Annotated in this window: 24 protein-coding genes and 1 riboswitch; of the genes, 13 read left to right on the forward strand and 11 right to left on the reverse strand. The window is 38.0% G+C overall.

Annotated features, from left to right (window positions below; all coding sequences use genetic code 11):
• Positions 1-16: 16 nt before the first annotated feature.
• Complete coding sequence (locus tag KS419_RS10090; RefSeq protein WP_217066275.1) at positions 17-2,137, reverse strand: RNA degradosome polyphosphate kinase; 2,121 nt, start codon at positions 2,135-2,137, stop codon at positions 17-19.
• Between the two features lie 27 nt (positions 2,138-2,164).
• A complete protein-coding gene (gene ppx, locus KS419_RS10095; protein WP_217066276.1) occupies positions 2,165-3,706 on the reverse strand; it encodes an exopolyphosphatase in 1,542 nt (513 codons plus the stop codon).
• A gap of 267 nt (positions 3,707-3,973) precedes the next feature.
• On the opposite strand from ppx, the gene KS419_RS10100 reads away from it, so the two are divergent.
• Genes KS419_RS10100 through KS419_RS10115 form a run of 4 tightly spaced genes read left to right on the forward strand, consistent with a single transcriptional unit; the run spans position 3,974 to position 6,970 of the window.
• Positions 3,974-4,789, forward strand: coding sequence for a metal ABC transporter ATP-binding protein (locus tag KS419_RS10100; protein ID WP_246593767.1), 816 nt, complete (start codon positions 3,974-3,976; stop codon positions 4,787-4,789).
• Entirely contained in the window at positions 4,789-5,619 is an 831-nt protein-coding gene (locus tag KS419_RS10105) for a metal ABC transporter permease (protein ID WP_217066277.1), read from the forward strand. The genes KS419_RS10100 and KS419_RS10105 overlap by 1 nt, the downstream gene beginning before the upstream one ends.
• Before the next feature lie 17 nt (positions 5,620-5,636).
• Entirely contained in the window at positions 5,637-6,494 is an 858-nt protein-coding gene (locus tag KS419_RS10110; RefSeq protein WP_217066278.1) for a metal ABC transporter permease, read from the forward strand.
• Positions 6,495-6,547: 53 nt separating this feature from the next.
• A complete protein-coding gene (locus tag KS419_RS10115) occupies positions 6,548-6,970 on the forward strand; it encodes a Fur family transcriptional regulator (protein WP_217066279.1) in 423 nt (140 codons plus the stop codon).
• A 66-nt stretch (positions 6,971-7,036) separates the two neighbouring features.
• Here the strand turns inward: KS419_RS10115 and KS419_RS10120 are convergent, their stop codons facing one another.
• From KS419_RS10120 to KS419_RS10135, 4 genes are all read right to left on the reverse strand, one after another.
• Positions 7,037-7,291: a hypothetical protein gene (locus KS419_RS10120; RefSeq protein WP_217066280.1), complete on the reverse strand. Its 255-nt coding sequence runs from the start codon at positions 7,289-7,291 to the stop codon at positions 7,037-7,039.
• 65 nt (positions 7,292-7,356) lie between these two features.
• The gene (locus KS419_RS10125; protein ID WP_217066281.1) at positions 7,357-7,596 is read right to left on the reverse strand and encodes a hypothetical protein; all 240 of its coding nucleotides are present in this window, start codon (positions 7,594-7,596) and stop codon (positions 7,357-7,359) included.
• Positions 7,597-7,752: 156 nt separating this feature from the next.
• Positions 7,753-8,007, reverse strand: a complete 255-nt coding sequence (locus KS419_RS10130; RefSeq protein WP_217066282.1) for a hypothetical protein — start codon at positions 8,005-8,007, stop codon at positions 7,753-7,755.
• A gap of 399 nt (positions 8,008-8,406) precedes the next feature.
• Entirely contained in the window at positions 8,407-8,973 is a 567-nt protein-coding gene (locus tag KS419_RS10135; protein WP_217066283.1) for a hypothetical protein, read from the reverse strand.
• A 103-nt stretch (positions 8,974-9,076) separates the two neighbouring features.
• Here KS419_RS10135 and KS419_RS10140 point away from each other — a divergent pair, with 103 nt between their 5' ends.
• The gene (locus KS419_RS10140) at positions 9,077-9,505 is read left to right on the forward strand and encodes a DUF4190 domain-containing protein (RefSeq protein WP_217066284.1); all 429 of its coding nucleotides are present in this window, start codon (positions 9,077-9,079) and stop codon (positions 9,503-9,505) included.
• Between the two features lie 305 nt (positions 9,506-9,810).
• Here KS419_RS10140 and ispG read toward each other — a convergent pair whose 3' ends face one another.
• Complete coding sequence (gene ispG / locus KS419_RS10145; RefSeq protein ID WP_380085960.1) at positions 9,811-10,920, reverse strand: flavodoxin-dependent (E)-4-hydroxy-3-methylbut-2-enyl-diphosphate synthase; 1,110 nt, start codon at positions 10,918-10,920, stop codon at positions 9,811-9,813.
• Between the two features lie 135 nt (positions 10,921-11,055).
• Positions 11,056-11,412: a hypothetical protein gene (locus KS419_RS10150; protein WP_217066285.1), complete on the reverse strand. Its 357-nt coding sequence runs from the start codon at positions 11,410-11,412 to the stop codon at positions 11,056-11,058.
• Positions 11,413-12,328: 916 nt separating this feature from the next.
• Between KS419_RS10150 and KS419_RS10155 the strand changes: the two genes are divergently transcribed.
• The 3 genes from KS419_RS10155 (at position 12,329) to KS419_RS10165 (ending at position 15,009) form a co-directional block, all read left to right on the forward strand.
• On the forward strand, positions 12,329-13,267 hold the full coding sequence (locus KS419_RS10155) for a DUF1002 domain-containing protein (protein ID WP_217066286.1): 939 nt from the start codon (positions 12,329-12,331) through the stop codon (positions 13,265-13,267).
• A gap of 204 nt (positions 13,268-13,471) precedes the next feature.
• Positions 13,472-14,101, forward strand: a complete 630-nt coding sequence (locus KS419_RS10160; RefSeq protein ID WP_217066287.1) for an NfeD family protein — start codon at positions 13,472-13,474, stop codon at positions 14,099-14,101.
• Between the two features lie 634 nt (positions 14,102-14,735).
• A riboswitch (cyclic di-GMP riboswitch) is annotated at positions 14,736-14,843 on the forward strand.
• Between the two features lie 31 nt (positions 14,844-14,874).
• Positions 14,875-15,009, forward strand: coding sequence for an anti-repressor SinI family protein (locus tag KS419_RS10165; protein ID WP_217066288.1), 135 nt, complete (start codon positions 14,875-14,877; stop codon positions 15,007-15,009).
• Between the two features lie 85 nt (positions 15,010-15,094).
• Here KS419_RS10165 and KS419_RS10170 read toward each other — a convergent pair whose 3' ends face one another.
• Positions 15,095-15,334 (reverse strand): helix-turn-helix domain-containing protein, encoded by a 240-nt coding sequence (locus KS419_RS10170; protein WP_217066289.1) that lies wholly within the window; start codon positions 15,332-15,334, stop codon positions 15,095-15,097.
• 889 nt (positions 15,335-16,223) lie between these two features.
• Between KS419_RS10170 and KS419_RS10175 the strand changes: the two genes are divergently transcribed.
• The 4 genes from KS419_RS10175 (at position 16,224) to KS419_RS10190 (ending at position 19,209) form a co-directional block, all read left to right on the forward strand.
• The gene (locus KS419_RS10175) at positions 16,224-16,907 is read left to right on the forward strand and encodes a TasA family protein (protein WP_217066290.1); all 684 of its coding nucleotides are present in this window, start codon (positions 16,224-16,226) and stop codon (positions 16,905-16,907) included.
• Between the two features lie 117 nt (positions 16,908-17,024).
• Positions 17,025-17,852, forward strand: coding sequence for an amyloid fiber anchoring/assembly protein TapA (gene tapA / locus KS419_RS10180; RefSeq protein ID WP_217066291.1), 828 nt, complete (start codon positions 17,025-17,027; stop codon positions 17,850-17,852).
• Complete coding sequence (gene sipW / locus KS419_RS10185) at positions 17,839-18,453, forward strand: signal peptidase I SipW (RefSeq protein WP_246593768.1); 615 nt, start codon at positions 17,839-17,841, stop codon at positions 18,451-18,453. Before tapA ends, sipW begins: the two co-directional genes overlap by 14 nt.
• Positions 18,454-18,495: 42 nt before the next feature.
• Positions 18,496-19,209 (forward strand): TasA family protein, encoded by a 714-nt coding sequence (locus tag KS419_RS10190; protein ID WP_217066302.1) that lies wholly within the window; start codon positions 18,496-18,498, stop codon positions 19,207-19,209.
• A 122-nt stretch (positions 19,210-19,331) separates the two neighbouring features.
• On the opposite strand, the gene KS419_RS10195 is transcribed toward KS419_RS10190, so the two are convergent.
• The gene (locus KS419_RS10195) at positions 19,332-19,664 is read right to left on the reverse strand and encodes a helix-turn-helix domain-containing protein (RefSeq protein WP_217066292.1); all 333 of its coding nucleotides are present in this window, start codon (positions 19,662-19,664) and stop codon (positions 19,332-19,334) included.
• Between the two features lie 288 nt (positions 19,665-19,952).
• Positions 19,953-20,744, reverse strand: a complete 792-nt coding sequence (locus KS419_RS10200; protein ID WP_217066293.1) for a DUF1189 domain-containing protein — start codon at positions 20,742-20,744, stop codon at positions 19,953-19,955.
• Between the two features lie 287 nt (positions 20,745-21,031).
• Between KS419_RS10200 and KS419_RS10205 the strand changes: the two genes are divergently transcribed.
• The gene (locus KS419_RS10205) at positions 21,032-22,663 is read left to right on the forward strand and encodes a Na/Pi cotransporter family protein (RefSeq protein ID WP_217066303.1); all 1,632 of its coding nucleotides are present in this window, start codon (positions 21,032-21,034) and stop codon (positions 22,661-22,663) included.
• The last annotated feature ends 264 nt before the right edge of the window (positions 22,664-22,927 follow it).

Below are 22,927 nucleotides of genomic sequence, written 5' to 3' on the forward strand. Positions count from 1 at the left end.
AGACATCCTTTTAAAATCAATATTTTTCTTTTTTTGTTGACCGTGACATGTCATAGAGTATTTTCTGACTTTGAATAGGTTTGTCATCCTTTGTAAAATGAACATATTCATAAGTCCCATCGGGCTGTTGAATTCTTGCTTTCGTGTTGTCCTTTAACGAAATAAGAAGGATATCTTTGATCCTTTTTTTGATGGAAGGGCAGTGTATTGGGAAAAGTATTTCAATTCGTTTATCCATATTACGGGTCATCCAATCTGCTGAGGATAAATAAGTGCTTTCCTTTCCGTTCTGATAGAAATAAAAAATTCTGCTATGTTCTAAAAAGCGGTCAACTATACTTCGTACGGTGATATTCTCGCTAACTCCAATAACTCCTGGCCTTAAACAACAAGTGCCCCTGACAATTAGATCTATGTTTACACCGGCACAACTCGCTTCATAAAGCTTCAAGATAATGGGTTTGTCTGTTAAGGAATTCATCTTTGCAATAATATGACCATTTCCAGTCTTGTTTTTACAGTCTATTTCTAAATCGATTAATTCAAGAAATTTGTCTCTCATTTCAAGTGGTGCTGTGGAAATTTCATTCCATTCCGGTTTGACACTAAAACCACTGAGATGATTAAAAAAGTAGGTTGCATCTGTTCCAAATGATTCTTTGGAAGTTAGAAGCCCCATATCAGTATACAGCTTCGCTGTGGAGTCATTATAATTACCAGTTCCAAGATGAACAAAGCGTTGAATACTCCCTTTTTGCTGTCTAACAATTAATGTGATTTTACTGTGAGTTTTTAGCCCTGTAATTCCATAAATAACGTGAACACCTGCTTTTTCAAGCTTTTTTGCCCATTGAATATTTCTTTCTTCATCAAAACGAGCTTTCAGCTCCACAAGAACCGTTACTTGCTTGCCGCGGTTTGCTGCTTGTTCCAATGCATCTATAACTGGAGAATCACCGCTTACCCTGTAAAGTGTCTGTTTGATTGCCAGTACATTTGGATCTTCGGCGGCTTTAAACATGAGATCCACAAAGGGTTGAAACGATTCATAGGGATGATGCAGGAATATATCTTTTTTTAGAATGGCATCAAAAATATCACCTTCCCCAACTAAATCCTGAGGGTGTTGGGCGATAGCTGTCTCATGCAAAAGATGTTCATGATCCTTTGATATATCTGTGGCAAAGGCAGATAAAAAAGTATAATCAATTGGCCCGGATACTTCATAAAGATCATCTTCTTGTAATTCAAGAATAGTTGTTAAATACGTCAGGACATTTGGATCCATTTTCTTTTTTATATATTCAAGCCGTACGGCAGCACCCCATTTTCTTTTTTCTAACTCTTTTTCAATTTCTAATAAGAGGTCGCGGGCACCTTCTTCATGAATGGTCAAATCGGCGTTTCTTGTTATTCGGAAAGGAGATACTGATTCAACTATCATACCTGAAAATAATCTTTGTATAAAATAGCTGATGACATCTTCTAATAATACATAACAATGATCATCTTTATGGACGGGCGGTAAGTGGATAAACCGGTTTAACACAGATGGGACTTGGACAATGGCCATCTTCTTTTGGATATTCATAGGTTGCCCCTTTAAGGAGACAGCCAAATTTAAACTTTTACTTGTCAACATGGGGAAGGGATGTAACGAGTCGATGGCCATAGGTGTTAAAACTGGTAGAATGTATTCATTAAACCTCTGACTCAAATATTCGATGTGATCCGGTGTCATCTCTTCCATACTTAAAAGTTCAATTCCTTCGTCATGGAGCCTAGGTTTCAATGAACCATTGAACAAATCATCCTGTAGGGATATGAGATGATGTGTATAAGTGCTTATTTCCTTAAGTTGTTCTTTCGGTGTCATTCCAGCTTTGTTTTCTGGTTTATTAAATCCCGCTTTAACTTGATCTTTTAAGCCGGCCACACGGACCATAAAAAATTCATCTAAGTTAGAACTGAAAATTGCAATGAATTTTAATCGCTCTAAAAGGGGATTCCTCTCATCAATAGCTTCCTGAAGTACCCGCTTATTAAATGCCAGCCAGCTAAGTTCCCGATTATTATAATAAGTTGGGTGTTGTAATCTCCTCAGGTTAGGATCGTTCTTCACGTACACATGTTTCATCCTTTCATACCATACATTGATAGAAAATCAGAAAAGATTGTTTTTTTCAAACACAAACTCAATTTGTTTTCCAAGTGCTTTTTCCAAGTGTTTTTTGTGTTTTTTCCCGTACGTTTCTTCAAAAAATGGATCACCGGAATAACCAAAATGGAGCACGTAGGTGGAATCATCTTTACGTTCCAGTTTGACAGACAGGATCACACCGCGATGGGAATAATCTAACGCCCAGCAAAGTCTTAAGATAGCCCCCATGACTTCTAATTTCGAGGATTCCTCTTTTAATAGCCATCCGGGAAAGGGAGAGGCATATTGTTTCAGTTGGGAACGTGATTTAAATGAAGCCAGTAAAGCTAAGACGAACCGTTCCTTGTGAGTGAGCCCGTCAACGGACTGGTTAGTTAATAAATAAAACGTGTGTTGGCTTTTAGATTCTGGATGGATCGAAGCACCTATGTAAAAAATTCTTGCTGCCCACCTTAACAGTAATAAATCATATTTAGTCAAGGGAGATTCAAGATATGGATTCAGTTCTTTTGCCATAAATAATGCCAAGATTGAAATTTGTTTCTGGTGTTCATTATCCATGGAGTAATCAAGACTGAGCTGATAAAAACTCTCCTCTGCAACATTCGGAAATTGTGTTATACCAATCGGTTGTAGATACATTTCACTAAACAACCCATTCCGAAGACCTTTGTCACTGACGATAAATTTGTCGCTCCCGGAGAAACGGATCAATTCCTCTATCGCTTTAATGGCAGGTATAATAATATCTGCTCGGTCTTTTGACAGTCCTTCCACTTGTCTTCGTTCTTCCAAGTTCAATCGAAGGAGACCCTGACTGACAGAGTTTATGTCATCAATTGACATTTCATACTGGTGTAATCCTGCTAACGGATAGAGGATCTGGCGCTGATGAATTAATGCTAAATTACGTGCTGTTCCCCCAATACCAATGACAGGGAGTCCTTGATTTTTGACCCATGTGAGGCTGTTAAACTGTTCAAACAAAAACGAGGTTAATCTCTGCATTTCCTCCTCCGTAGGCTGATCAGTAGAAATAAACTGTTTTTTTAATGTAATGGCTCCAAATGGAAAACTGTGATAGTTCTTTAATTTCCGATGTTCAAATAAGGTTACCTCTGTACTGCCTCCCCCAATATCGATCGTAATTCCGTCTTCTATGTTCATGGAGTTTGTGACAGCCAGATACCCGTAATAGGCTTCTTCTTTTTCAGAAAGGACATCAATCGAAAAAATACTCTTTCCTTTGATTGCTTTAAGAATTTCCTTTTGGTTCGTTGCATTACGAATCGCTGCGGTGGCGACACAACGGACAGTTGTTAATGAATAATTCTTGGCAATGGTTTCAAAACGTTCTAAAACCTTTCCGATTTCTTTTATACCTGTCTTTGTCATCTCCCCATTCTTATTAATATGGGAACTTAGTCTAGCCACTACTTTTAAATTTTGGATCTCTTTTATTCCTCCGTGTTCATTGATGTCGTATATAACGAACCGGACAGAGTTAGACCCCATATCAATAATTCCGATTTGCTGCTTTTTCATTCAGACACTCCTTCGAGAAATAATAATCAGTACTTCTATTATAGTCGTTTCATAATCGAATGTGGAATATCCTTCATCAGAACTAGAGAGATACGGTTCGAATTGTTTACAAAAAAAGGGTGGTGAGGTATACTAACACATGAAAATAAATCGTAATCATTCTTACTGGTTCTATGTCAAAACACCGAGTGATGGTTCCCAGTCCCATGAAACGAATGGAATCAGGGTCTGTCTGAATGGTGTTATTTATAATTGGAGGTCTTATCAATGACCAAAGCATCCCGTTCAATGGCAATAGAGGTAGAAGGTTTATCCTTCACATATGGCCAAAGGAATGTATTAGAGGATATTCATTTACATATACCTGAAGGCTCTTTCCTTGGGCTAATGGGACCTAATGGATCGGGTAAATCCACATTGATTAAATGTATTTTAGGGTTACTTTCCCCAACTACTGGCACCATTAAACTCTTTGGTAAACCAATCCAGAGGTTTAATGATTGGAGTCAAGTTGGTTTCGTTTCCCAAAAGGCCAATAGTTTTAACAGTGGTTTTCCGGCAACCGTCTTTGAAGTGGTCTCTATGGGTCTATACGGAAAGGTTGGTCTATTACGCTTCTTAACAAAGAAGCATAAACAGAAGGTATTAGAATCGATTCAACAGGTGGGGATGCAGGATTATGTCCATCAAAATATTGGAGAACTGTCTGGAGGTCAACAGCAACGTGTTTTTATTGCAAGGGCTTTAGTAAGTGAACCAAAACTATTAATACTGGATGAACCAACAGTCGGAGTGGACGCTAAATCCGTACAAAACTTCTATACGATGCTTCAACGGCTAAATGTGGAGCGGGGCATGACATTAATACTAGTTACCCATGATATCGGAGCGATGACCGAGTATATAACAGATGTGGCTTGCTTGAATAAGTGTCTTCATTTCCACGGGAATAAACTTGAGTTTGAATCTCAGCATGACAGTATGATGACGTCATTATATGGACATGATGTCCGTGTCATTACCCATAACCATGATCATCACGACCATGACCATGACCATGATCACGATGGGAGCGGGCATTAATGATACAAATTTTTTTTCAGTTTGATTTTTTAAGGTATTCCCTTTATACTGGGATGCTGATTGGTTTATTGGCTCCGTTGCTTGGTGTCTTTTTAGTAGTGCGGCGCCTTGCGTTAATCTCAGATGCATTATCTCATATCACCTTGTCCGGGATAGCCTTTAGTCTGTTATTGGGAAGGCATTATAGTTACTTTGCAGGATTAAATCCCATGTATATGGGAATGGCATTTTCCGTTGGAGGCGCCATTTTCATTGAAAGACTAAGGAATGTTTACCGGTATTACAAAGAGCTGGCGATTCCTATTATTTTATCTGCCGGAATCGGAATCGGAGTCGTTTTTATTTCTTTAGCCAACGGATTTAATAATGATTTATTTCACTACTTATTTGGCAGTGTTGCTGCCATACGTCAATCTGATTTTCATATGATAGTAAGTATCACTTTATTTGTATTAGTAATGATGCTCCTTTTTTATAAAGAGTGGTTCTTCTTAAGTTTTGACGAAGACCAGGCTGTAATCTCGGGGATTCCTAAAAAAACACTGCATTTTCTTTTTATCATTATGGTTGCTCTAGTGATCTCAGCATCCATGCGAATTGTTGGAATTCTTCTCGTTTCTTCTTTAATGACACTTCCAGTTGCCTCTGCAATGAGATGGGCAAAGAGTTTTAAACAAACGTTTTTGTATGCCATTCTTTTTAGTGAAATTTCTGTTATTGTTGGCCTCTTTAGCGCATTTCATTTAGACATTGCCCCAGGTGGAACAATTGTCATGTTAAATGTTATTATATTATTAATCTCTCTCTTGTTAAAACGGAAAGGGATATGATAGGACAGGTGTAAAAAATGGAGTTACTGCAGCAACTAACGTTTTTGGAACGGGGCGTACTCGCAGGTTTAATCATCGGCTTTATTTGTCCGTTGCTTGGGGCATTTTTATTAGTGAGAAGAATAACAATTATCACAGAAGCACTATCCCATATCACATTAACTGGGATTACCGCAGGAGTGTTTCTTAGTCAATCCATCATGTGGTTAACGTTTATCAATCCGTTGTATACAGGACTATTATTTTCCCTCATGGGATCGATACTGATTGAGAAACTAAGGCATATTTATAAAGGATTTCAGGAACTTGCCGTCCCGATTATTTTATCATCCGGAATCGGTTTGAGTGCTATACTGATCGGTTTATCACAGGGCAGTACGGTAGAATGGTATAACTATCTTTTTGGAAGTATTGTCACGGTATCCTTATTTGATTTGCTTTTTATTCTCATCACCGGATCCATTGCCTTTCTGATATTAATTGGTTTTTACAAAGAGTGGCTTTCCATATCCTTTGACCAGGAGTTTGCAAAAACATCTGGTATCTCAGTTAGGAGATTAAATTTCTTTTTTTCATTATTAATTGCAATTGTGATCTCCATGTCCATGAAAGTCGTTGGAATACTACTTGTCGGTGCGATGGTAACTTTACCAGTGGCTGCAAGTATTCAAATTGCCAAAAGCTTCCGTCAGGTTGTTCTTCTTGGAATCCTGTTTGGAGAAGTTGCTATCATAAGTGGTATTGTTTCTTCTTATTATTTTAATATTGCCACTGGAGGAATGATCGTTGTCTCTGGAGTGATTTTATTACTCATTGCTAATCTTATTAAACGGGGGAAGCAATTTGTTTCAACTTTTGATGTGTTAACCAAATGATGTACTAATATTTTTATAGTGATTTTTCTAGTGTTAATGAAGGAGGTCTTGGTGTGAACGTACAGGAAGCGATGCAGCGTCTAAAGGAAAAAGGTTTTAAACACACAGATAAACGGGAAGATATGTTGGAGCTTTTTTCTAATGAAAAACGGTATCTGGCAGCGAAGGATGTATTAGAATCCATGCAAGACAAATACAAAGGATTAAGTTTTGATACAATCTACCGTAATTTATCAGTGTTTACAGAATTAGGCATTTTAGAATCGACAGAGCTAGATGGTGAAAAAAAGTTTCGTTTTACTTGTTCCACAGATCACCATCACCACCATCTTATTTGTTTAGATTGTGGAAAAACGAAACATATTGATGAATGCCCAATGGATTTATTTCCGGTTAAAAAAGAAGGCTTTCATATTGTAGGCCATAAATTTGAGGTATATGGATATTGCGAACAGTGTGAGGTACAAAGACCATAGAATGCTGTGGTCTTTAAAATACAAATGTTTTCTTCATTCAAAAAGGACCCACTTAAGAAAGTGGGTTTAGGTAAGAAACCGCCTCTTTGTTTTACTTATAAGATGAGCCACATCTCCAGTGCCAGCCTCTTCTTTACGTCCTGTATGTTTATCCAATTCCTTTATCATTTCGTCATATTTGTCTTTTTTCAATCGTCCATCTACAAATAAAAATGTAGCAAAGGCATAGGCGAGGGCAGTAGTATCTACAGTTACATTCACATCCACATCAGAGTTTCCGCTCTGATGAACGACGGCTTTTATTTCTCTTTTCCTAGGCATCTGAAATTCCTCCTAATTAAATTTAGCAAATGGGCGGGGTGCTATAAAAAGCACCCCCAAGTTTCTTAAAGGTCAAGGCCTGTTTGACGTTGACGTTGTCGCTGAAGCTGGCGAGCTTTTGCTACTGCCTCTGCATCCACGTATACATCAACATAAGAATTACCACTATCTGTTACTTCTGCAATGTTGAAATTGAAGTTTTTGTCTTTAATTGTGTTTTCGTTATCAAGTCTGTTAATGTTCTTGTTAATGTCGTCATCGGACAAGAAGCGAAATGCTGTTGTTGGTCGTTGTCTAGCTGGCATGATCACCCCTCCCTTCATGAGAAACTACTTTACAATATGAGGAAATTCTTGGTACGAGTGGACAAACTCCATAGTCATTCATTTGAAATCCTTTTTCTAAAGCAAAAAAGGCATATAGAGCAGGGAATTTACCACCCTTTAGTTGAGGCTCTTTCATTACTTACGATGCTTATGATCTACTTCGACACCCACTTGACGCTGTCGTTGGGTTTGTGCCTGATGTGCTTTAGCAAAAGCCTCTGCATCCACGTACACATCTACATAAGAGTTTCCGCTTTCTGTTACTTCCGCAATGTTAAAGTTAAAGTTCTTGTCTTTAATGAAATTTTCATTTTGTAGTTTATTGCGGTTGCGGTTAATGTCATCGGGTGACGCAACGCGTGTTACGAACCTTGGAGAATGATTAGTCATATTTATCCCCTCCTTTCTTTTCCAATTACTTTAATATATGGAAAAAAAGGAAGGGAGAGTGGACAAACTCCATAGTCATTAATTTGATATTGTAATAAATGAAGAAAAGAGGCATTTTACTTGTGGAAAAAATTGATGTGGAAAAAAATTCGGCTCGAGCTCCGGTTCGGTTTGGTCCCAAGAACGGGTAACTTCTACCCGAACCTCCGGACGAAGCTCCCGTTCAAGCATACAGGAACAATAGATACCAAAAGAAAGATAAAAAGGTGGGATATCCCACCTTATGGAAGAAAATAATTAAAGTAAACCACAAAAAGTGAAAAAGAATGAGGCAGCTCCTCTAAAGATCATAATTCAATGACCTACTAGGACACCACCTTCTTCACTAACAATTAACAATTAGTTAAATAACGTATCAACTGTTTCTTTTGCACGAATCCAGTTGTCAACTCGATAAACAAGAGTTGGAACTGATTCTCGGTTGTAAGGGGTGTCCATGAGGATCACTGGAATTTTACATTCCTCAGCAATGGCACAGGCATTGTCGTGTTTATCTTCAAAGAAAATATCAACTCCGTGTTTTTTAACAGCCTCTAACTTGTTATGGCTTCCAAGGAGTTCTATATGGTGAAAGGGTAATTCCTGGCGATTAAACCAGTCAGTAGTTATGTCATGATATTCCTTCGACCTTGCACTAATATAAAATAGTTCATGGAACATGTTCCAATCAGTTAAAATTCCTTTTGCATGTGCGGCTAAATTTGAGTTCGAATAAATGTGTTTTTCATGAACCAGCATCCATTTCCAAAATTCCTCCGGTGTGATACCCAACAGGCCAGAGAGTTCATATTCCTTTAGATCATCGAGTGTAAAGCTTTTGTTAAAATGTTCATTTAAATATGGTACAAATGTTGCTGGATCCGTTACCGTACCGTCAATATCAATGCCAAACCGTCTTTTTTTCATATAACTTCACTCCAATAATTAGATAAGAAATCATTTACAACCATAATTCAATAGCACCTTGGCATACTAAGTTTACACGCCTTGGCAAAGGAGGGTTTATAAGATGTCTCAATTTGATAACAATAACCGTCCAAGGGATTTACATGTGGTAAAAGATGAACGAAGTAATGATGTGAAATACGACCCTGAGCATGAGAAAGAATCCGATTATCGGGAAGAAACATCTGTTGAATACGCTCCGAACCCTGGTCTTCTAGGTGGAAGAGCGGAGACGGAAATTTCTTCTGATCGAACGAGGGAAGTGGAAAGGGAAGAAGATACAGAAGTAACAGAAGGGAAAGGTGTTGGAACATTGGCAGTTGCCTTGTCCATTGTTTCCCTATTCTTCTTACCCATCATTTTCGCCGCAGCGGGACTGATCCTTGGATTTATGACTGTTAACCGAGGCCATAAAGCTCTTGGTTACACGGCCATTGCAATCAGTGCGTTTACCATCATTATGGCTGTCTTTTTTGCACCATTTGTCACCTGACAAAATCGCCAGGGGTGATGTGAGTGGAAAGCTGTATTTTTTTGAAAACGCTCCTCACCTAATGTAAAAAAGAAAGTGGCGCACAATATTGTGCGCCCTTTTTTTAAAGATAAGAATTTACAAGTTTCGGCACCTTGGGAAAGTTATCTCAACGCCATAGTCGATTCCGCTTTTCATTGTCTAGCTCCATCGCCTACTCGCTGCGGGGCACTTCGGAAGTGACAACCGAAGTCAAAGAACGGACTTCTAGTTGTCATTCCTGCACTGCCCTACGCTCGTAACCATAGTCGATTCCGCTTTTCATATTACTTCGCTAATTCTTGTTCAGCTTTTTGCTTTTCTTCGTGTTCTTTTGCTAATTTATCAATTTCTTTCTTAAGTTCTTCTACCATTTCCGCTTCTGGTACTTTACGAATGGTCTTGCCTTTTCGGAATAAAAGACCTTCTCCACGGGCACCTGCAATACCAATATCCGCTTCTTTTGCTTCTCCAGGACCGTTAACGGCACATCCAAGAACAGAGATTTTAATCGGTGCATTGACCTTTTGAATGTATTCTTCCACTTCATTGGCGATGCTAATAAGATCAATTTCGATTCGCCCACATGTTGGGCAGGAAATCAATGTGGCCGCATTGGCCGCAAGACCAAAGGATTTCAATAGTTCTTTCGCTACTTTCACTTCCTCAACAGGATCTGCACTGAGGGAGATACGGATCGTGCTCCCGATTCCCTGGTGAAGCAAGATCCCTAATCCAGCAGCACTTTTGATGGTTCCAGAAAAAAGGGTTCCAGACTCCGTAATCCCAAGGTGTAACGGATAGTCAAATGTTTTCGATGCTTTTTCATAAGCTTCGATGGCTAATCGGACATCGGACGCTTTCATGGATACAATGATATCGTGGAAATCCAATTCTTCCAGAATTTTAATATGGTGTAGTGCACTTTCCACCATACCGTCTGCCGTTGGATAACCATATTTATCTAAAATCCGCTTCTCCAGTGAGCCGGCATTAACCCCAATACGGATTGGAATACCTTTTGCTTTGGCCGCATTAACAACGGCTTCCACTTTTTCCCGTCTTCCAATATTCCCAGGATTAATTCGGATTTTATCTGCCCCGCCCTCAATGGCTTTTAGGGCAAGTTTATAATCAAAATGAATGTCGACCACTAGGGGGATGTTAATCCTTTTTTTTATTTCCGAAATGGCTTCTGCTGCTCGCATGTCAGGACACGCCACTCGGACAATTTGACATCCAGCCTCTTCTAAACGGTTGATCTCAGCTACAGTTGCCTCCACATCGTGTGTCTTTGACATGGTCATACTTTGAATAATAACCTCATCGCTTCCACCGATGGTGATTGGTCCAACCTTCACCGGTCTCGTATTTTTTCGATGAATAATTTGGGTCACTCGTATCGCCCCTTTATGTTATCGATGTTTATAAACATTTTTAAAAGATTAGCCCATACATTAGATGAGCTTTTCTATTCCTTGTTCATTGTACCAACGACCTCACACTTGTGGCAAGAACTAAAACTCATCCAATCACTCAGAAGCATACAGGGGGAAACGGTAAATTTCCCCTACAAGGATTTTATGGGCTTCCACCTGGGGATTTAACGCCTCAAAGTCATCAACGACTTTATATGGGGGAATCGAAAAGCTGTCATCATGGAGCGCTCTCACAACACCATAAACCGTATGTCCTGATTCCACGATAACTTCCTGATAGGGTAAACTGACTTGATTAGAAGGTTCATCAGTCGTTTCCTCCATCTGCTCTAATTCCTCTATGTCGATCTCATTGTGACTGGACACCTGTGGAATCGTCCCGTTCCTTAAATCGTAATAGGCGCTTACACTAACAAGAATTGCTATGATTAACACAAGTAATGGGCGCATCTGCTCCATCTCCTTATTTCTTTTATATAGACTATGTTAAAGGCTAATGTTGATTTTTTAACAGGATGATTTTTAGCGAAATTTACGACTACTGTCTCTTCCTCTGCGAGCAAATGCTCCGAGGCGTATCCGTCGAGACAAATCGACGTATTTTCAGAGAAGTTGTGCTCTTTCCTGCGGGAAAAGCGAGTTCAGGGGAGACCCCGCAAGGTGTGAAGCACCGAGGAGGCTCCCGAACCGCCCGCGGAAAGGGAGTGAATTTCGCAAAAATCAACATTGAACGATAACAAAGCCTTTATATAAAATCTTTTACTCATATATATGGTATGTCTAGTGATTTTATTCCAGTTTACTAGAAAAAATAATAGAGAAAACTAGAATCTCACTAAAACCTGTTTAAATAAGAACTGCAGGGGACATAATAGTATAATAGAATACAGATTAAATAAATGAGTTTAGGGAAACAGGGATACTAGAGGAGTCATAGAAGGACAAGAATTCTCATAAAATGTAATCATACGTTGGGCTGGTCAAGCCAGGAATTCTTTTTTTGATGGGAGTGAAATATTTTTACGCACTTTTGCAACCTTTTTGTTCCTATGTACGTCTCAAAGGGTGAAAGGGGCATGGTTTTAGCTCTTACGGGATGATCCGCAAATAAAGGATGGCTTATGGGCCACGTTTTATAGCTGACATGGAATGGTGGATGTTCCTGTCTCCTTCGGCTTACTATATGCTGGTTGTCTTTAGGTAAACGGAACATTGACCCCTTTCACCAATAAGATAAAAATCTTATGTGGAAAGATGATATCTATCAAATTAGATGAAAGTTAGCACTTAAGTCCCTTTTCTTTTAAATGAAATTAGTGTTTTCTACTATTATGGGTTGAAGTTGCTACAGAGAGGATGAATTTAAATGAAAAACAAAATAACTAAAATATTAATATCCACCTTTGCCCTGTGGTTATTCGTATCGTCCATGGTATTTGCAGATGCCATTGCCGGGGAACAAATCGTAACGTTAGGGGAAAACTTATCTGAAACACAGAAACAGGAAATATTAGCAGAAATGGGTGTCACCGAAGAGGAAGCAGAAATTATTTATGTAACTAACGAAGAAGAGCATCATTATTTAGGAGATTATATAGCAGCAAACATTATTGGATCAAGAGCCCTATCCTCCTCCATAATTACCCTGTTACCGGAAGGGGAAGGAATCAATGTGGAGACGAACAAAATCACTTGGGTTTCAGAAGGTATGTATGCGAACGCTTTAGTTACAGCAGGTGTGAAAGACGCAGATATTTATGTGACAGCCCCATTTGATGTCTCTGGTACAGGTGCATTAACAGGACTGATTAAAGCGTACGAATTGACTACGGATGAAGTGATTCCTGAGGAACAGAAGCAAGTGGCAAATGAAGAACTTGTGAAGACAGCAGAGTTAGGCGAAAACTATGGTGTGGATCAGGCCACAGAGCTAATGGCAAGAATTAAGGAAGCCATTTCTAATGAAGATATTCAGACGGAAGAGGATTTACGTGCTTTAATCCAACGGATTGCAAATGAACTTGGTATGACGTTGACAGATACTGAGTTAGATGGATTAGTATCCTTGTTTAACCGAATGAGGGATTTAAACATCGATTGGGATCAAGTGCAAAATCAAATCTCAAAAGTTCGTGATAATTTATCGGATTTCCTTAGCAGTGACGAAGGACAAGGATTTATTCAGGCCATCCTAGATTTCTTCAGTTCAATGATTGATGCATTAAGAGGTTGGTTTAGCTCATCCATGGATATAGAACCGGACCAATTTGCCCAATCAGTAGGAAATAAACAAATAGGTAGTTAACACATAGACATAGGCAGCATCGGACGGCTTGAGACATTCTCAAGCCGTTTTTTACAGGGACCTGGTCCCGCACAATTTTGTGAACTTTTTTAACAAATGTTGAAACTTATTATTTTCTTTTTCGTACATAAACATAGGATCTAAAATCTGATAAAATAATATAAGAAATAAAAATAATTACGTCTTATGAGAGGGGGATTCAGGATGGAACTGTTAAATGTACCTTCCTTTGGCTTTTTTGTAGTCTTTATTGCCACCTTATTTATTTTTGGAGAGCTCATGGTAAGGGCGAAAGGGCTGTTCGCTGTTCTCGGCGTGGTAATCATGGCCATCTATTTTTCACACCATTTAACTGCTACTGCAAGTTTATGGGTTATTTTACTCTATCTAATTGGGTTAGCACTAATTATTTTTGACGGAAAGGTAACAACAGACGGTACAATTGCCCTGTTTGGTCTTTTGTTAATGGTTCTCGGCCTGGCATTGCCTGCACCGGGATTAGTTTACGGAACATTGGTGGCGATGGCTTTAATTTTAGCCGCTCCGGCAGCTTATTTATTTACAAAGGTTTTTCCTCCGCGAAATATGTGGTCAAAGATGACCTTAAAGGATAAATTGTCAAGTGACCTAGGATACAATTCCATGAATGAATCGTATAGAGAGCTCGTTGGAAAAACGGGAGTTACGAAAACGCCATTCCGTCCAACAGGTACGATCGAAGTGGATGGAAAGTTATATAGTGCAACAACGGATAATCAATGGATGCAGCCCAATGAAAAAATAAGAGTTATCTCCGTGGATGGAACAAGGATTGTCGTCGTCCCTGAAACATAAATAGTAATTAACAAAACAGCCTACCTATAGGCTGTTTTTTTGAAGGATAGGAAGAAAATATAGGTTTTCTTATCGCTGTCTAGCTCCAGCAACGAGTGTTTACTTTCAGTGGAAGCACGTGAGCGATGCTAGTAGAGGAAGAGGCATTGCCCTACGCTTGTGACCCAAGAGCAACCCTTCATGAATAAGCTATGATTTGTGTCGACGGACAGAACGTCCTAATATCGGGTATGCCAAGACGTGGCGCTTTCGCTTTCTTATGCTTTAAGAGTAAAGTTTTCTCCACCATTCACACTATTTTTGTTCGCCAAATAATGCACAGAAAGTTGATTTAAATTGCAAGTTTAAAAAATTTTAAAGTCAAAAATAGAATGGTGTTTTATGTCGAAAATAGTAGGAATGCATGTGTTGTGGAGTGAGAATAGACCTAATGTAAAGATGTTTGAAGATAAAATAACTATGAAATTAACATCGAAAAAAGTCGAACAATATCGAATCAATGGGGCGAAATACTTAATTTAAGGCATGTGACAAAATTCAGCACACTATTTAGAACAAACGGACTATACTCAAATTATCAAGAACAAATGTAAGTACAATTCTGAAAATTTAGCAAATTTAATGAGACGCCTCCCATGGATAATGGCAAAACTATTGAAAGATAGTGACGCAAAACTTTGGGTCTAAGGACAATACATAGTATCGTACTGTTGCATTTGTCTATGACTGCCGGGTTGCCTATCGGGTAGAGATGTGAAGGGGGATCCTGGAGGATGGTCAAAGAAGTGGATAGTCAACTTGACGTGGAGTGGGTCGAATTAATTAAAGAAGCATTACAGATGGGAATGTCAGAAGAGGAAATCAGAATTTTTCTTAAACGGAAGCAGGCAGCAGCAACAAGCGTCTAACCATAAAAACACTTTTAACAATACTGTTAAAAGTGTTTTTTATGTTGCCAGTTTTGGAAAGGGAACTATTAGTCAATACCCATGGTTATCGATAATAATTGTCAGAAACACTAGAACTAGTACTATTATCGTCTTGGGAAGTAAGGATAGTAATCGGTAAATTTAATGATTGAAATATTCGTTTAACTACATCTATAGAAGGATTTTTTTTCATCCCCCGCTCTAAATAGCTTAAGTAGGACTTTGAAACACCAGTCATCCTTGAAAGCTCAGATAGAGAAATGCCTTTTTCTTTTCGCTTTTGTCGTATCATATCTCCTATCATATAATAGCCTCCTTTCCCCAATATAAACACAAATTGTCATTACTGTTCATTATAACGTATATAACAAATTTGGAAAAACATCAAAAGAGGGAGTAAATAGGAGTAAAATCCCAAAAAACAAAGATAAGTGTTCGTTATAAAGAATTTATGAAGGAATTTATATTTTTTGTACTATTATCGTACGAACAAGTATGGATGTATCGCTTCAATGTGGGTGGCCTTCGACTACACCATAATCTCTCGAACCATTTGGCACAATTAACATATTCAAGGAAATTACCTTTTTGGGTATTGCTCCAATCAAACTCTGAATGGAAAACTTTAGGGCTTCCCCTTTTCCAACTGACCAACAACGTGTATGAATTTTTACAGCTTAACAATGAACATGTTTCAATCGCAACAGTCTACAGAATAAGCCCAAATAAATTAGTGTGAGATATGTTCAGATTAGTCAATAGTGCGATTTATTTCATTATCTCAGTTATCACAAGCTCTTTTATAATCTTAATAACGCCTCTTAACACCCATTATTTAACATAAACCCCATCAATTAACTCTATTCTTGTTCTTTATAAAGGAAAAATATTGTCTTTTTGAGAAAAAGAGAGATAATTGAAGAAAAACGTTCGTTATATTCGTAATAACGAACAAAATGACCGTTTATGAGGTTTTCTAATTCTATTTACGTGAGGTATACTGACGTTGTAAGTTGATTCGCTAAAACGAATTAAATAGTGGAATTATAAAATATACATATTTTTTTGTGAATTTAATTCGTTAAAACGAACAAAAAGGTGAGTGATGAATGGACAAACATTCATTCCTGGTTTACTTGTTAATCCTAAAGGGATTCAAGATAAAAAAGAAAAAGATTGAGGGAGGAAGTAGAATGAGCGTTAAGAAAAAGCTTAGCATGGGTATTATGTCGGCACTACTGGGTATTGCACTAATTGGGGGAGGAACATTTGCTTATTTCAGTGGAACTGCAGTGCAAACTAATACATTTGCATCTGGTACATTGTCATTAAGCTCTATTCCTGAAGTAAATGTGGAACTAGACAACATTAAGCCTGGGGATTGGACCTATGAAACATTTGAGTTATACAACGACGGAACTCTAGATATTCAATATGTAGACTTGTCCACGTCCTATAGCGTTAAACAAGATGGTGTACCTGTGGGATCTACTCTAGCAGACCAATATGCTGATTCAATCATTGTGGAATTCCTTCGTAATACTGGCGGTGACGAGCCTTACGATGTTATTTTGGAACTTACTCTATATCAGTTAGCGAACATGACTCAGGAAGATTTCGAAGATGTTCTAGATCAGATTGATCTGGAGTGGGAATGGGTTAATACTTGGCCATATTTAATACCTTGGATTGGTTACTGGAATGAGACTGAAGAGATCGTGTCCCCAATTTTAGAAGTTGGAGAAACTGCCTACATGGACGTACGATTCAAATTTGAGTATTTAGATGAAGACCAAAACCACCTTCAAAATCTAGACCTTGAACTTACTTGGACGTTTGAAGGATACCAAACTCCTGGAGAGTATATCCAAAATTAACTAATTTATGAAAGGTGAGAATTCTCTCACCTTTCTCCCTATTTATTATCATGAGTTTGAAAATTCATTTGCAAACTCATGATAATAAATAAATTCTTTAATGAAGGAGGAATGGATATGAGGAGTTCAAGGTTGTCCAAGTATCGTGAAAAGTATAAAGGCTTAAAATTTACTACGAAAATTTTAGCTATATGCTATGTCTTATTGATTTCTATTACTTTGATAACTGCTAGTACATTAGCGTATTTTAGCAATGGTACGGATATGAACATCTCTATTAGCTCAGCTGACTATTGGTGGGATAAAAGTGATCTAGAGTTTATAGGAAGTAATCAAAATATTAAAGCTTGTGCACCAATTGAGATAAGTGTTGAGCTAAAGAACAATGGATTCTCAATGACTGGAGAAACGGAGTATGAAGTATATTTTGTCGCAAATGGAAATCCAGAAAATGGAGATTTGGTAGCGGAAGGAACAGTGGGAATTATTAATGCCGATGAAACCGTTGAACTAACGTATGATGCAGAGAACGATGGGGTTTATAAATTTAAAGCCTATCAACGAGAAGGATATGGAGATAATTATGATGATAGAGAAGTCATTTGGAGTGAAAGAGTTCATGTTAATTGTAATGCAGCGGGACCAAGAACACAAAATGAAACAGAGGATTCAGACCTTGATGATCAGAAAGATGTAACTAGTGATAATGATGAAGATAAAGAATCTGCTGCATCCGAAGGAGATTCGGAAAAAGAAGCAGATAAGAAAAAAGATAATGACAAAGATAAGTCAAAAGACGATTCAGATAAAACGGATAAAGCAGTAGATGAAGAGAAAGAGAAAGACAATGAGAAAGAGAAAGAGAAAGCAAAAGACAAAGAGAAAGAAAATCTGGATAATTCCGATGTGGATGATACGGATGAAGCACAGGATGGTGATAATTAAAATGAAAGCTGCTAAATTGTGGGCTAATCGTATAATCAGTGGAATTCTATTTATCTCTCTTATTATTCTGACAGTACTTGTAATCTCTACAAAAGCATCTGGTGGCGAACCACAATTTTTCGGCTATCAGCTAAAAATGGTTTTATCTGGATCAATGGAACCGGAATTTAAAACGGGATCTATTATTGCTGTTAAACCTGGGGGAGATATGACAAGATTTCAACCTGGAGATATTATCACTTTTATGCACGAACGGGATCTCATAGTTACCCATAGAATCGAAGAGGTCATCCACAGTGGAGATCATGTGTTGTATCGTACCAAAGGGGACAGCAATGCCTCGCCAGACACGAATCCTGTTCTATCAGAGAATGTTTTAGCTGAATACACAGGTTTTACGATTCCTTATATCGGCTATGTTGCAAACTTTGCCCAGTCGAAAGAAGGGGGAGCCTTGCTACTAATAATACCTGGTTTGTTTATGCTATTTCATGCAGCTGCGACGATATCACAAGGTATTACTGAACTTGAAAAAGGAAAAAAGGAACAGGATCATTCCGAAAAGCAAAACGATATGGAAGACCCTTTAAAGAGTACCTAATAAAATGGTGGTTGGATTACCCATCAAAGGGAAGGTGATATTATGAAAAAAATCCATATGAAATCTATAATTTTAACCGGCAAGGTGTTTGTGGCTGCTCTTCTCGTTTTTTTGACAGTTCAATTTAATAGTCAGGCGTTAGCAGATACAAATCCAGTATCAATATCCACTACTCCAGATACAGTATTATTTGAACTGGAAAATTTGAAGCCTGGTGATTGGGCAGAACGGAATTTGACAATACAAAACAGAGGTACTGATTTCACTTATCAGATGAAAGTGGAAAACATAAACAGTCCAGATGCTGATCCGAGAAAACTGTTTAATATTCTTAAAATGGAAGTGAAAGATGGTAATGATGAACTCCTATATGAAGGGGATATAGCAGAGTTCACAGGTTTTGAACCTCGCTATCTAGAAGCTGGTTTTGAGGAGGACTTAACATTAGAGGTTAGGTTCCCAACTACTGGTGAAAACATGAACGAATACCAAGGCCTATCCGCATCATTCGAATTCCACTTTGTGGCGGAAGAAGTGCTCTCAGATGGCGAACCAGAACCACCAGTAGATGAAGAAGAGGAAAAACCAACAAGACCGATTGATAAAGATGATCTTGATAAAGATTCCAAGGACGGACAGATTCTTCCTGAAACAGCTACGAATTCCTTTAATTACTTGTTGATAGGTGTTCTAGTTCTTCTCATAGGAGCTACCATGTTTGTATATAGTCGTAGGAAAAAGCGAGTGGCAGAATAAATAATCAGACTTACGAAAATCAGCCTCGATTTAGGATCACTAATCCTTTTCGAGGCTTTTTATTTATAAGCAATACCTCCTCCTAAAAAAATAAATCAAGCCTCCCACATGCGGGAGGCTTGTTATTTTTGGTTAATTTTCCATTTGTTGTATTCGAGGAAGTCACGAAATTCTTCCTTAGAAACACCGGAGTTCATGGCTTCTAACACTAGTTTTCTCCATTCCGTATCGATGTCGTCACCAGCAGGTTCCATGTTATCCATGTCCTTTAAAAGGTGATCGATCGTTATGTTTAAAACAGCCGCTATTTTTTCAAGAAATTGAATCGAAGGATTCGTTTGAATATTGCGCTCTAACGCACTCAAATAAGATTTAGCGACACCAGCCCTGTCAGCTAACTCAGTGAGTGTTAATCCTGCCTCCTTACGATACTTTTTTACCCGTTCTCCTACCATGTTCATATCCCCTTTGCTAATGTAGTGCTACTATTCTTTCTATAGTCATTATTTCTTATATGTAATCTTCGGGTGTTTATTAACGTTTATGACCATTCTAGAATGATATATTAATTAATATATCATATTTCTCAAAAGCAAAACTAGAAAAACGGAAAAAATATACTACAATTATAATTTTTATTAGTGATGTTTATAGTATCAAGGAAAAATCTTCCTCTGTAGCAGTGAAAAATTTTCCATAAAAAAGAAGTTATTCCATGGAATAACTTCTTTTTCCAACAATTACTATTGGTTTACTAGTTCCTCAACCGGCTCCCTAGGTTGTGGAATGTTCGTAAATACGAGATACAACATTACAATGGCAATCACCCAGTACAATGTAAAAGAGAAAAATGGTATTTGTATACGCAATGCATCAAGTATTGCAAAAAGCACTGTCGGTAATGTTACAGTGTATGCTGACAAAACCCACACACTTTTGTAACTTAAGTTCGCAGCATTTTTACGTTTCAATAGTAATCCGATAAGGGACAATGTAAAGATTCCGAAAAATTTCATCCCAGTAGTAAATATATACGTTAGGAAAATAATGAGCCCGATAATCAAAGGGAGCACACTTCCAAAACTTTCGATTAACTCCATCGCTTCCCCTTTCGTCATGTTAATTCCCACTTCCTGATACCAGATCGTTTGATGGAAACCGTCAGTAATAACTACAATATCATTTTCCAATAGGGCAAAAGCAGTTTCATACCCTTCAAGATCAGATGGGGTTAGCTCGCCTGTGGAATCAAAAATAATGACTTCACCATCTTCTTCTACAATGATGGGTTCCGTTTCATCACTATAGAGGACTCCGTTTTCAATGGAAAAATCGGGGAATGTGTTAACCATATGGTGTTCTGTTTTATTATAGAACGACGAAATACTTGATCCTAAAATCACAGCAGGAGGTATTGTAACAAGTAACATTAGGAAGAATACGTACAGGATTGTTTTACCGATCTTTTGCATCCTAAACTTTGCGATTGTTTCTGGAGAATAAATACTTTTGAAAAATTGTTGGATGATGTTCATAATTGCGCTCCTTTTTCTATAAGTGAATTCGATACTTATTATAACAAAATCAGACAAGAAGTTGTAAAAAACAACTGTGAGATGAGAATAATAACACTCTTGTCTTCAATGAAACATAAAATTTCTCCTAGTCAAAATCATTATCTAATTCTTAAAAGCAGGTCATTATGATCAAATGGTCAAAATCTTAACAAAATCTTTACATTACATTAACAAACAATTAATAATCTACACGTAAGATTAAAACCGGTGACAAACTAGAACGAAACCAGATGTATAAAAAGGGGATGAACTGTTTGGAATTACGAGATATTCTATTTATGTTCTTCGGTGGTTTAGCTATTTTTTTATTCGGTATAAAATACATGGGAGATGGGCTCCAAAAAACAGCGGGGGACAAGCTCCGGGATGTATTAGATAAATTTACAAGTAACCCTGTCATGGGTGTATTAGCTGGTATAATTGTAACTGTCCTTCTACAAACAAGTACCGGTACGACAGTTTTGGCAATAGGACTTGTTAATGCCGGTTTTATGACATTGAGACAGTCTATTGGTGTTATCATGGGGGCGAATATTGGAACTACAATTACAGCATTTATTATCGGGTTGAAGATTTCCGATTATGCCTTACCAATTATTGCTGTCGGGACGTTTTTAATCTTTTTCATTAAAAGTAAAAAGGCAAATAATATTGGACAGGTTTTCTTTGGATTCGGAGCTCTATTTTATGGGCTAAACTTAATGGGGAATGGTTTGAAGCCATTAAGGGAATTAGATATCTTTGTGGAATTGACAATTTCCATGAGTGAACATCCACTATTAGGGGTGTTAATTGGTACAATTTTTACGGTAGCCGTCCAGAGTTCATCTGCATCCATCGGACTATTGCAACAGTTATTCTCTCAAGGTGCCATGACATTGGATGCGGCACTTCCCGTTTTATTCGGGGATAACATTGGAACAACGATCACAGCTGTATTGGCATCCCTTGGTGCATCCATCGCAGCTAAGCGTGCAGCAATGACACACGTACTATTTAATGTGATTGGGACAATTCTTGTATTGATCATTATAGGTCCCTATATTGCCATGATCGATTTTTTACAGCAAAGTTGGAGTCTGAATCCTGAAATGACCATCGCTGTTGCACATGGTATTTTTAACGTGTCAAACGTATTGATTCAGTTGCCGTTTGTGGGATTATTGGCAATGGCCGTTATCAAGATTATTCCAGGTAAGGAAACGGTTATTGAATATAAGGCAAAACATTTGGATCCTGTTCTAATCCAGCAATCTACTGCCATTGCATTAGGACAAGCGAAGAAGGAAACTCTTCGTATGGGGCAATTAGCGGAACAAGGACTTGTGGAATCATCACAATTTGTCATTAATAAAAATAAACGCCATGCAGAATTGACATATCAATTTGAAGATGCAGTCAACAACCTGGACCGGAAGATAACCGATTATTTAGTGAAAATATCAGCCAATTCGTTGTCTGTTCAAGATTCACGACTTCACTCTATGTTAATGGATACCGTCAGGGATATTGAACGAATCGGTGACCACATGGAAAATATTATTGAACTTGCAGAATATCAGGTGGCAAATAAAGTACGAGTTTCTGATCTTGCAATGGAAGATTTAAATGAAATGTTTAGTCTCACTATAGATACTGTTCGTCAGGCAATGCTTTCTTTAGAAAAGGATGATGTTGGAGAAGCACGTGCCGTTGTACTGAAAGAGGAAAAGATTGATAAGATGGAACGTCAACTTCGCAAAAAGCATATTCTCCGTTTAAACGAAGGAAGTTGTGAAGCTTCTTCAGGGATTATTTTTGTGGATATGATCTCTAACTTAGAACGTATCGGTGACCATGCAGTGAATATTGCGGAAGCAGTTATTGGAGAAGAATAATAAGTAATATTAGCTTGAAGAAATAGGTGGAAAATGGAGGTCTTAAGGGGTTTGGTAGATCCCTTAAGACCTTTTATGAAAGTTACACACAGAATGTATAAGCTTCGGCTCCTTCGGCTTGTGTCTAGCTCCAGCACCTACTCGCATGGGAACTGAAAAAGTGGTGCTATTCCACTTTTACAGTCCCTAAGCAATGAGCGTAGCCGTCGCAATCTTTAAAAAGCTTGATAGGAGTGGTTTTCTCCTATCAGGCGAGCGACGAGC

This window comes from Evansella tamaricis (genome assembly GCF_019042215.1).
In the GTDB taxonomy this organism is placed as follows: domain Bacteria; phylum Bacillota; class Bacilli; order Bacillales; family Salisediminibacteriaceae; genus Evansella; species Evansella tamaricis.

What these genes read in the sequence shown, in the direction of transcription:
- KS419_RS10090 (WP_217066275.1), bottom strand. Translation starts at nt 2,137, where the DNA reads ATGAAACATGTGTACGTGAAGAACGATCCTAACCTGAGGAGATTACAA.
- ppx (WP_217066276.1), bottom strand. Translation starts at nt 3,706, where the DNA reads ATGAAAAAGCAGCAAATCGGAATTATTGATATGGGGTCTAACTCTGTC.
- KS419_RS10100 (WP_246593767.1), top strand. Translation starts at nt 3,974, where the DNA reads ATGACCAAAGCATCCCGTTCAATGGCAATAGAGGTAGAAGGTTTATCC.
- KS419_RS10105 (WP_217066277.1), top strand. Translation starts at nt 4,789, where the DNA reads ATGATACAAATTTTTTTTCAGTTTGATTTTTTAAGGTATTCCCTTTAT.
- KS419_RS10110 (WP_217066278.1), top strand. Translation starts at nt 5,637, where the DNA reads ATGGAGTTACTGCAGCAACTAACGTTTTTGGAACGGGGCGTACTCGCA.
- KS419_RS10120 (WP_217066280.1), bottom strand. Translation starts at nt 7,291, where the DNA reads ATGCCTAGGAAAAGAGAAATAAAAGCCGTCGTTCATCAGAGCGGAAAC.
- KS419_RS10125 (WP_217066281.1), bottom strand. Translation starts at nt 7,596, where the DNA reads ATGCCAGCTAGACAACGACCAACAACAGCATTTCGCTTCTTGTCCGAT.
- KS419_RS10130 (WP_217066282.1), bottom strand. Translation starts at nt 8,007, where the DNA reads ATGACTAATCATTCTCCAAGGTTCGTAACACGCGTTGCGTCACCCGAT.
- KS419_RS10135 (WP_217066283.1), bottom strand. Translation starts at nt 8,973, where the DNA reads ATGAAAAAAAGACGGTTTGGCATTGATATTGACGGTACGGTAACGGAT.
- KS419_RS10140 (WP_217066284.1), top strand. Translation starts at nt 9,077, where the DNA reads ATGTCTCAATTTGATAACAATAACCGTCCAAGGGATTTACATGTGGTA.
- KS419_RS10150 (WP_217066285.1), bottom strand. Translation starts at nt 11,412, where the DNA reads ATGCGCCCATTACTTGTGTTAATCATAGCAATTCTTGTTAGTGTAAGC.
- KS419_RS10155 (WP_217066286.1), top strand. Translation starts at nt 12,329, where the DNA reads ATGAAAAACAAAATAACTAAAATATTAATATCCACCTTTGCCCTGTGG.
- KS419_RS10160 (WP_217066287.1), top strand. Translation starts at nt 13,472, where the DNA reads ATGGAACTGTTAAATGTACCTTCCTTTGGCTTTTTTGTAGTCTTTATT.
- KS419_RS10165 (WP_217066288.1), top strand. Translation starts at nt 14,875, where the DNA reads ATGGTCAAAGAAGTGGATAGTCAACTTGACGTGGAGTGGGTCGAATTA.
- KS419_RS10170 (WP_217066289.1), bottom strand. Translation starts at nt 15,334, where the DNA reads ATGATAGGAGATATGATACGACAAAAGCGAAAAGAAAAAGGCATTTCT.
- KS419_RS10175 (WP_217066290.1), top strand. Translation starts at nt 16,224, where the DNA reads ATGAGCGTTAAGAAAAAGCTTAGCATGGGTATTATGTCGGCACTACTG.
- tapA (WP_217066291.1), top strand. Translation starts at nt 17,025, where the DNA reads ATGAGGAGTTCAAGGTTGTCCAAGTATCGTGAAAAGTATAAAGGCTTA.
- sipW (WP_246593768.1), top strand. Translation starts at nt 17,839, where the DNA reads ATGGTGATAATTAAAATGAAAGCTGCTAAATTGTGGGCTAATCGTATA.
- KS419_RS10190 (WP_217066302.1), top strand. Translation starts at nt 18,496, where the DNA reads ATGAAAAAAATCCATATGAAATCTATAATTTTAACCGGCAAGGTGTTT.
- KS419_RS10195 (WP_217066292.1), bottom strand. Translation starts at nt 19,664, where the DNA reads ATGGTAGGAGAACGGGTAAAAAAGTATCGTAAGGAGGCAGGATTAACA.
- KS419_RS10200 (WP_217066293.1), bottom strand. Translation starts at nt 20,744, where the DNA reads ATGAACATCATCCAACAATTTTTCAAAAGTATTTATTCTCCAGAAACA.
- KS419_RS10205 (WP_217066303.1), top strand. Translation starts at nt 21,032, where the DNA reads ATGAACTGTTTGGAATTACGAGATATTCTATTTATGTTCTTCGGTGGT.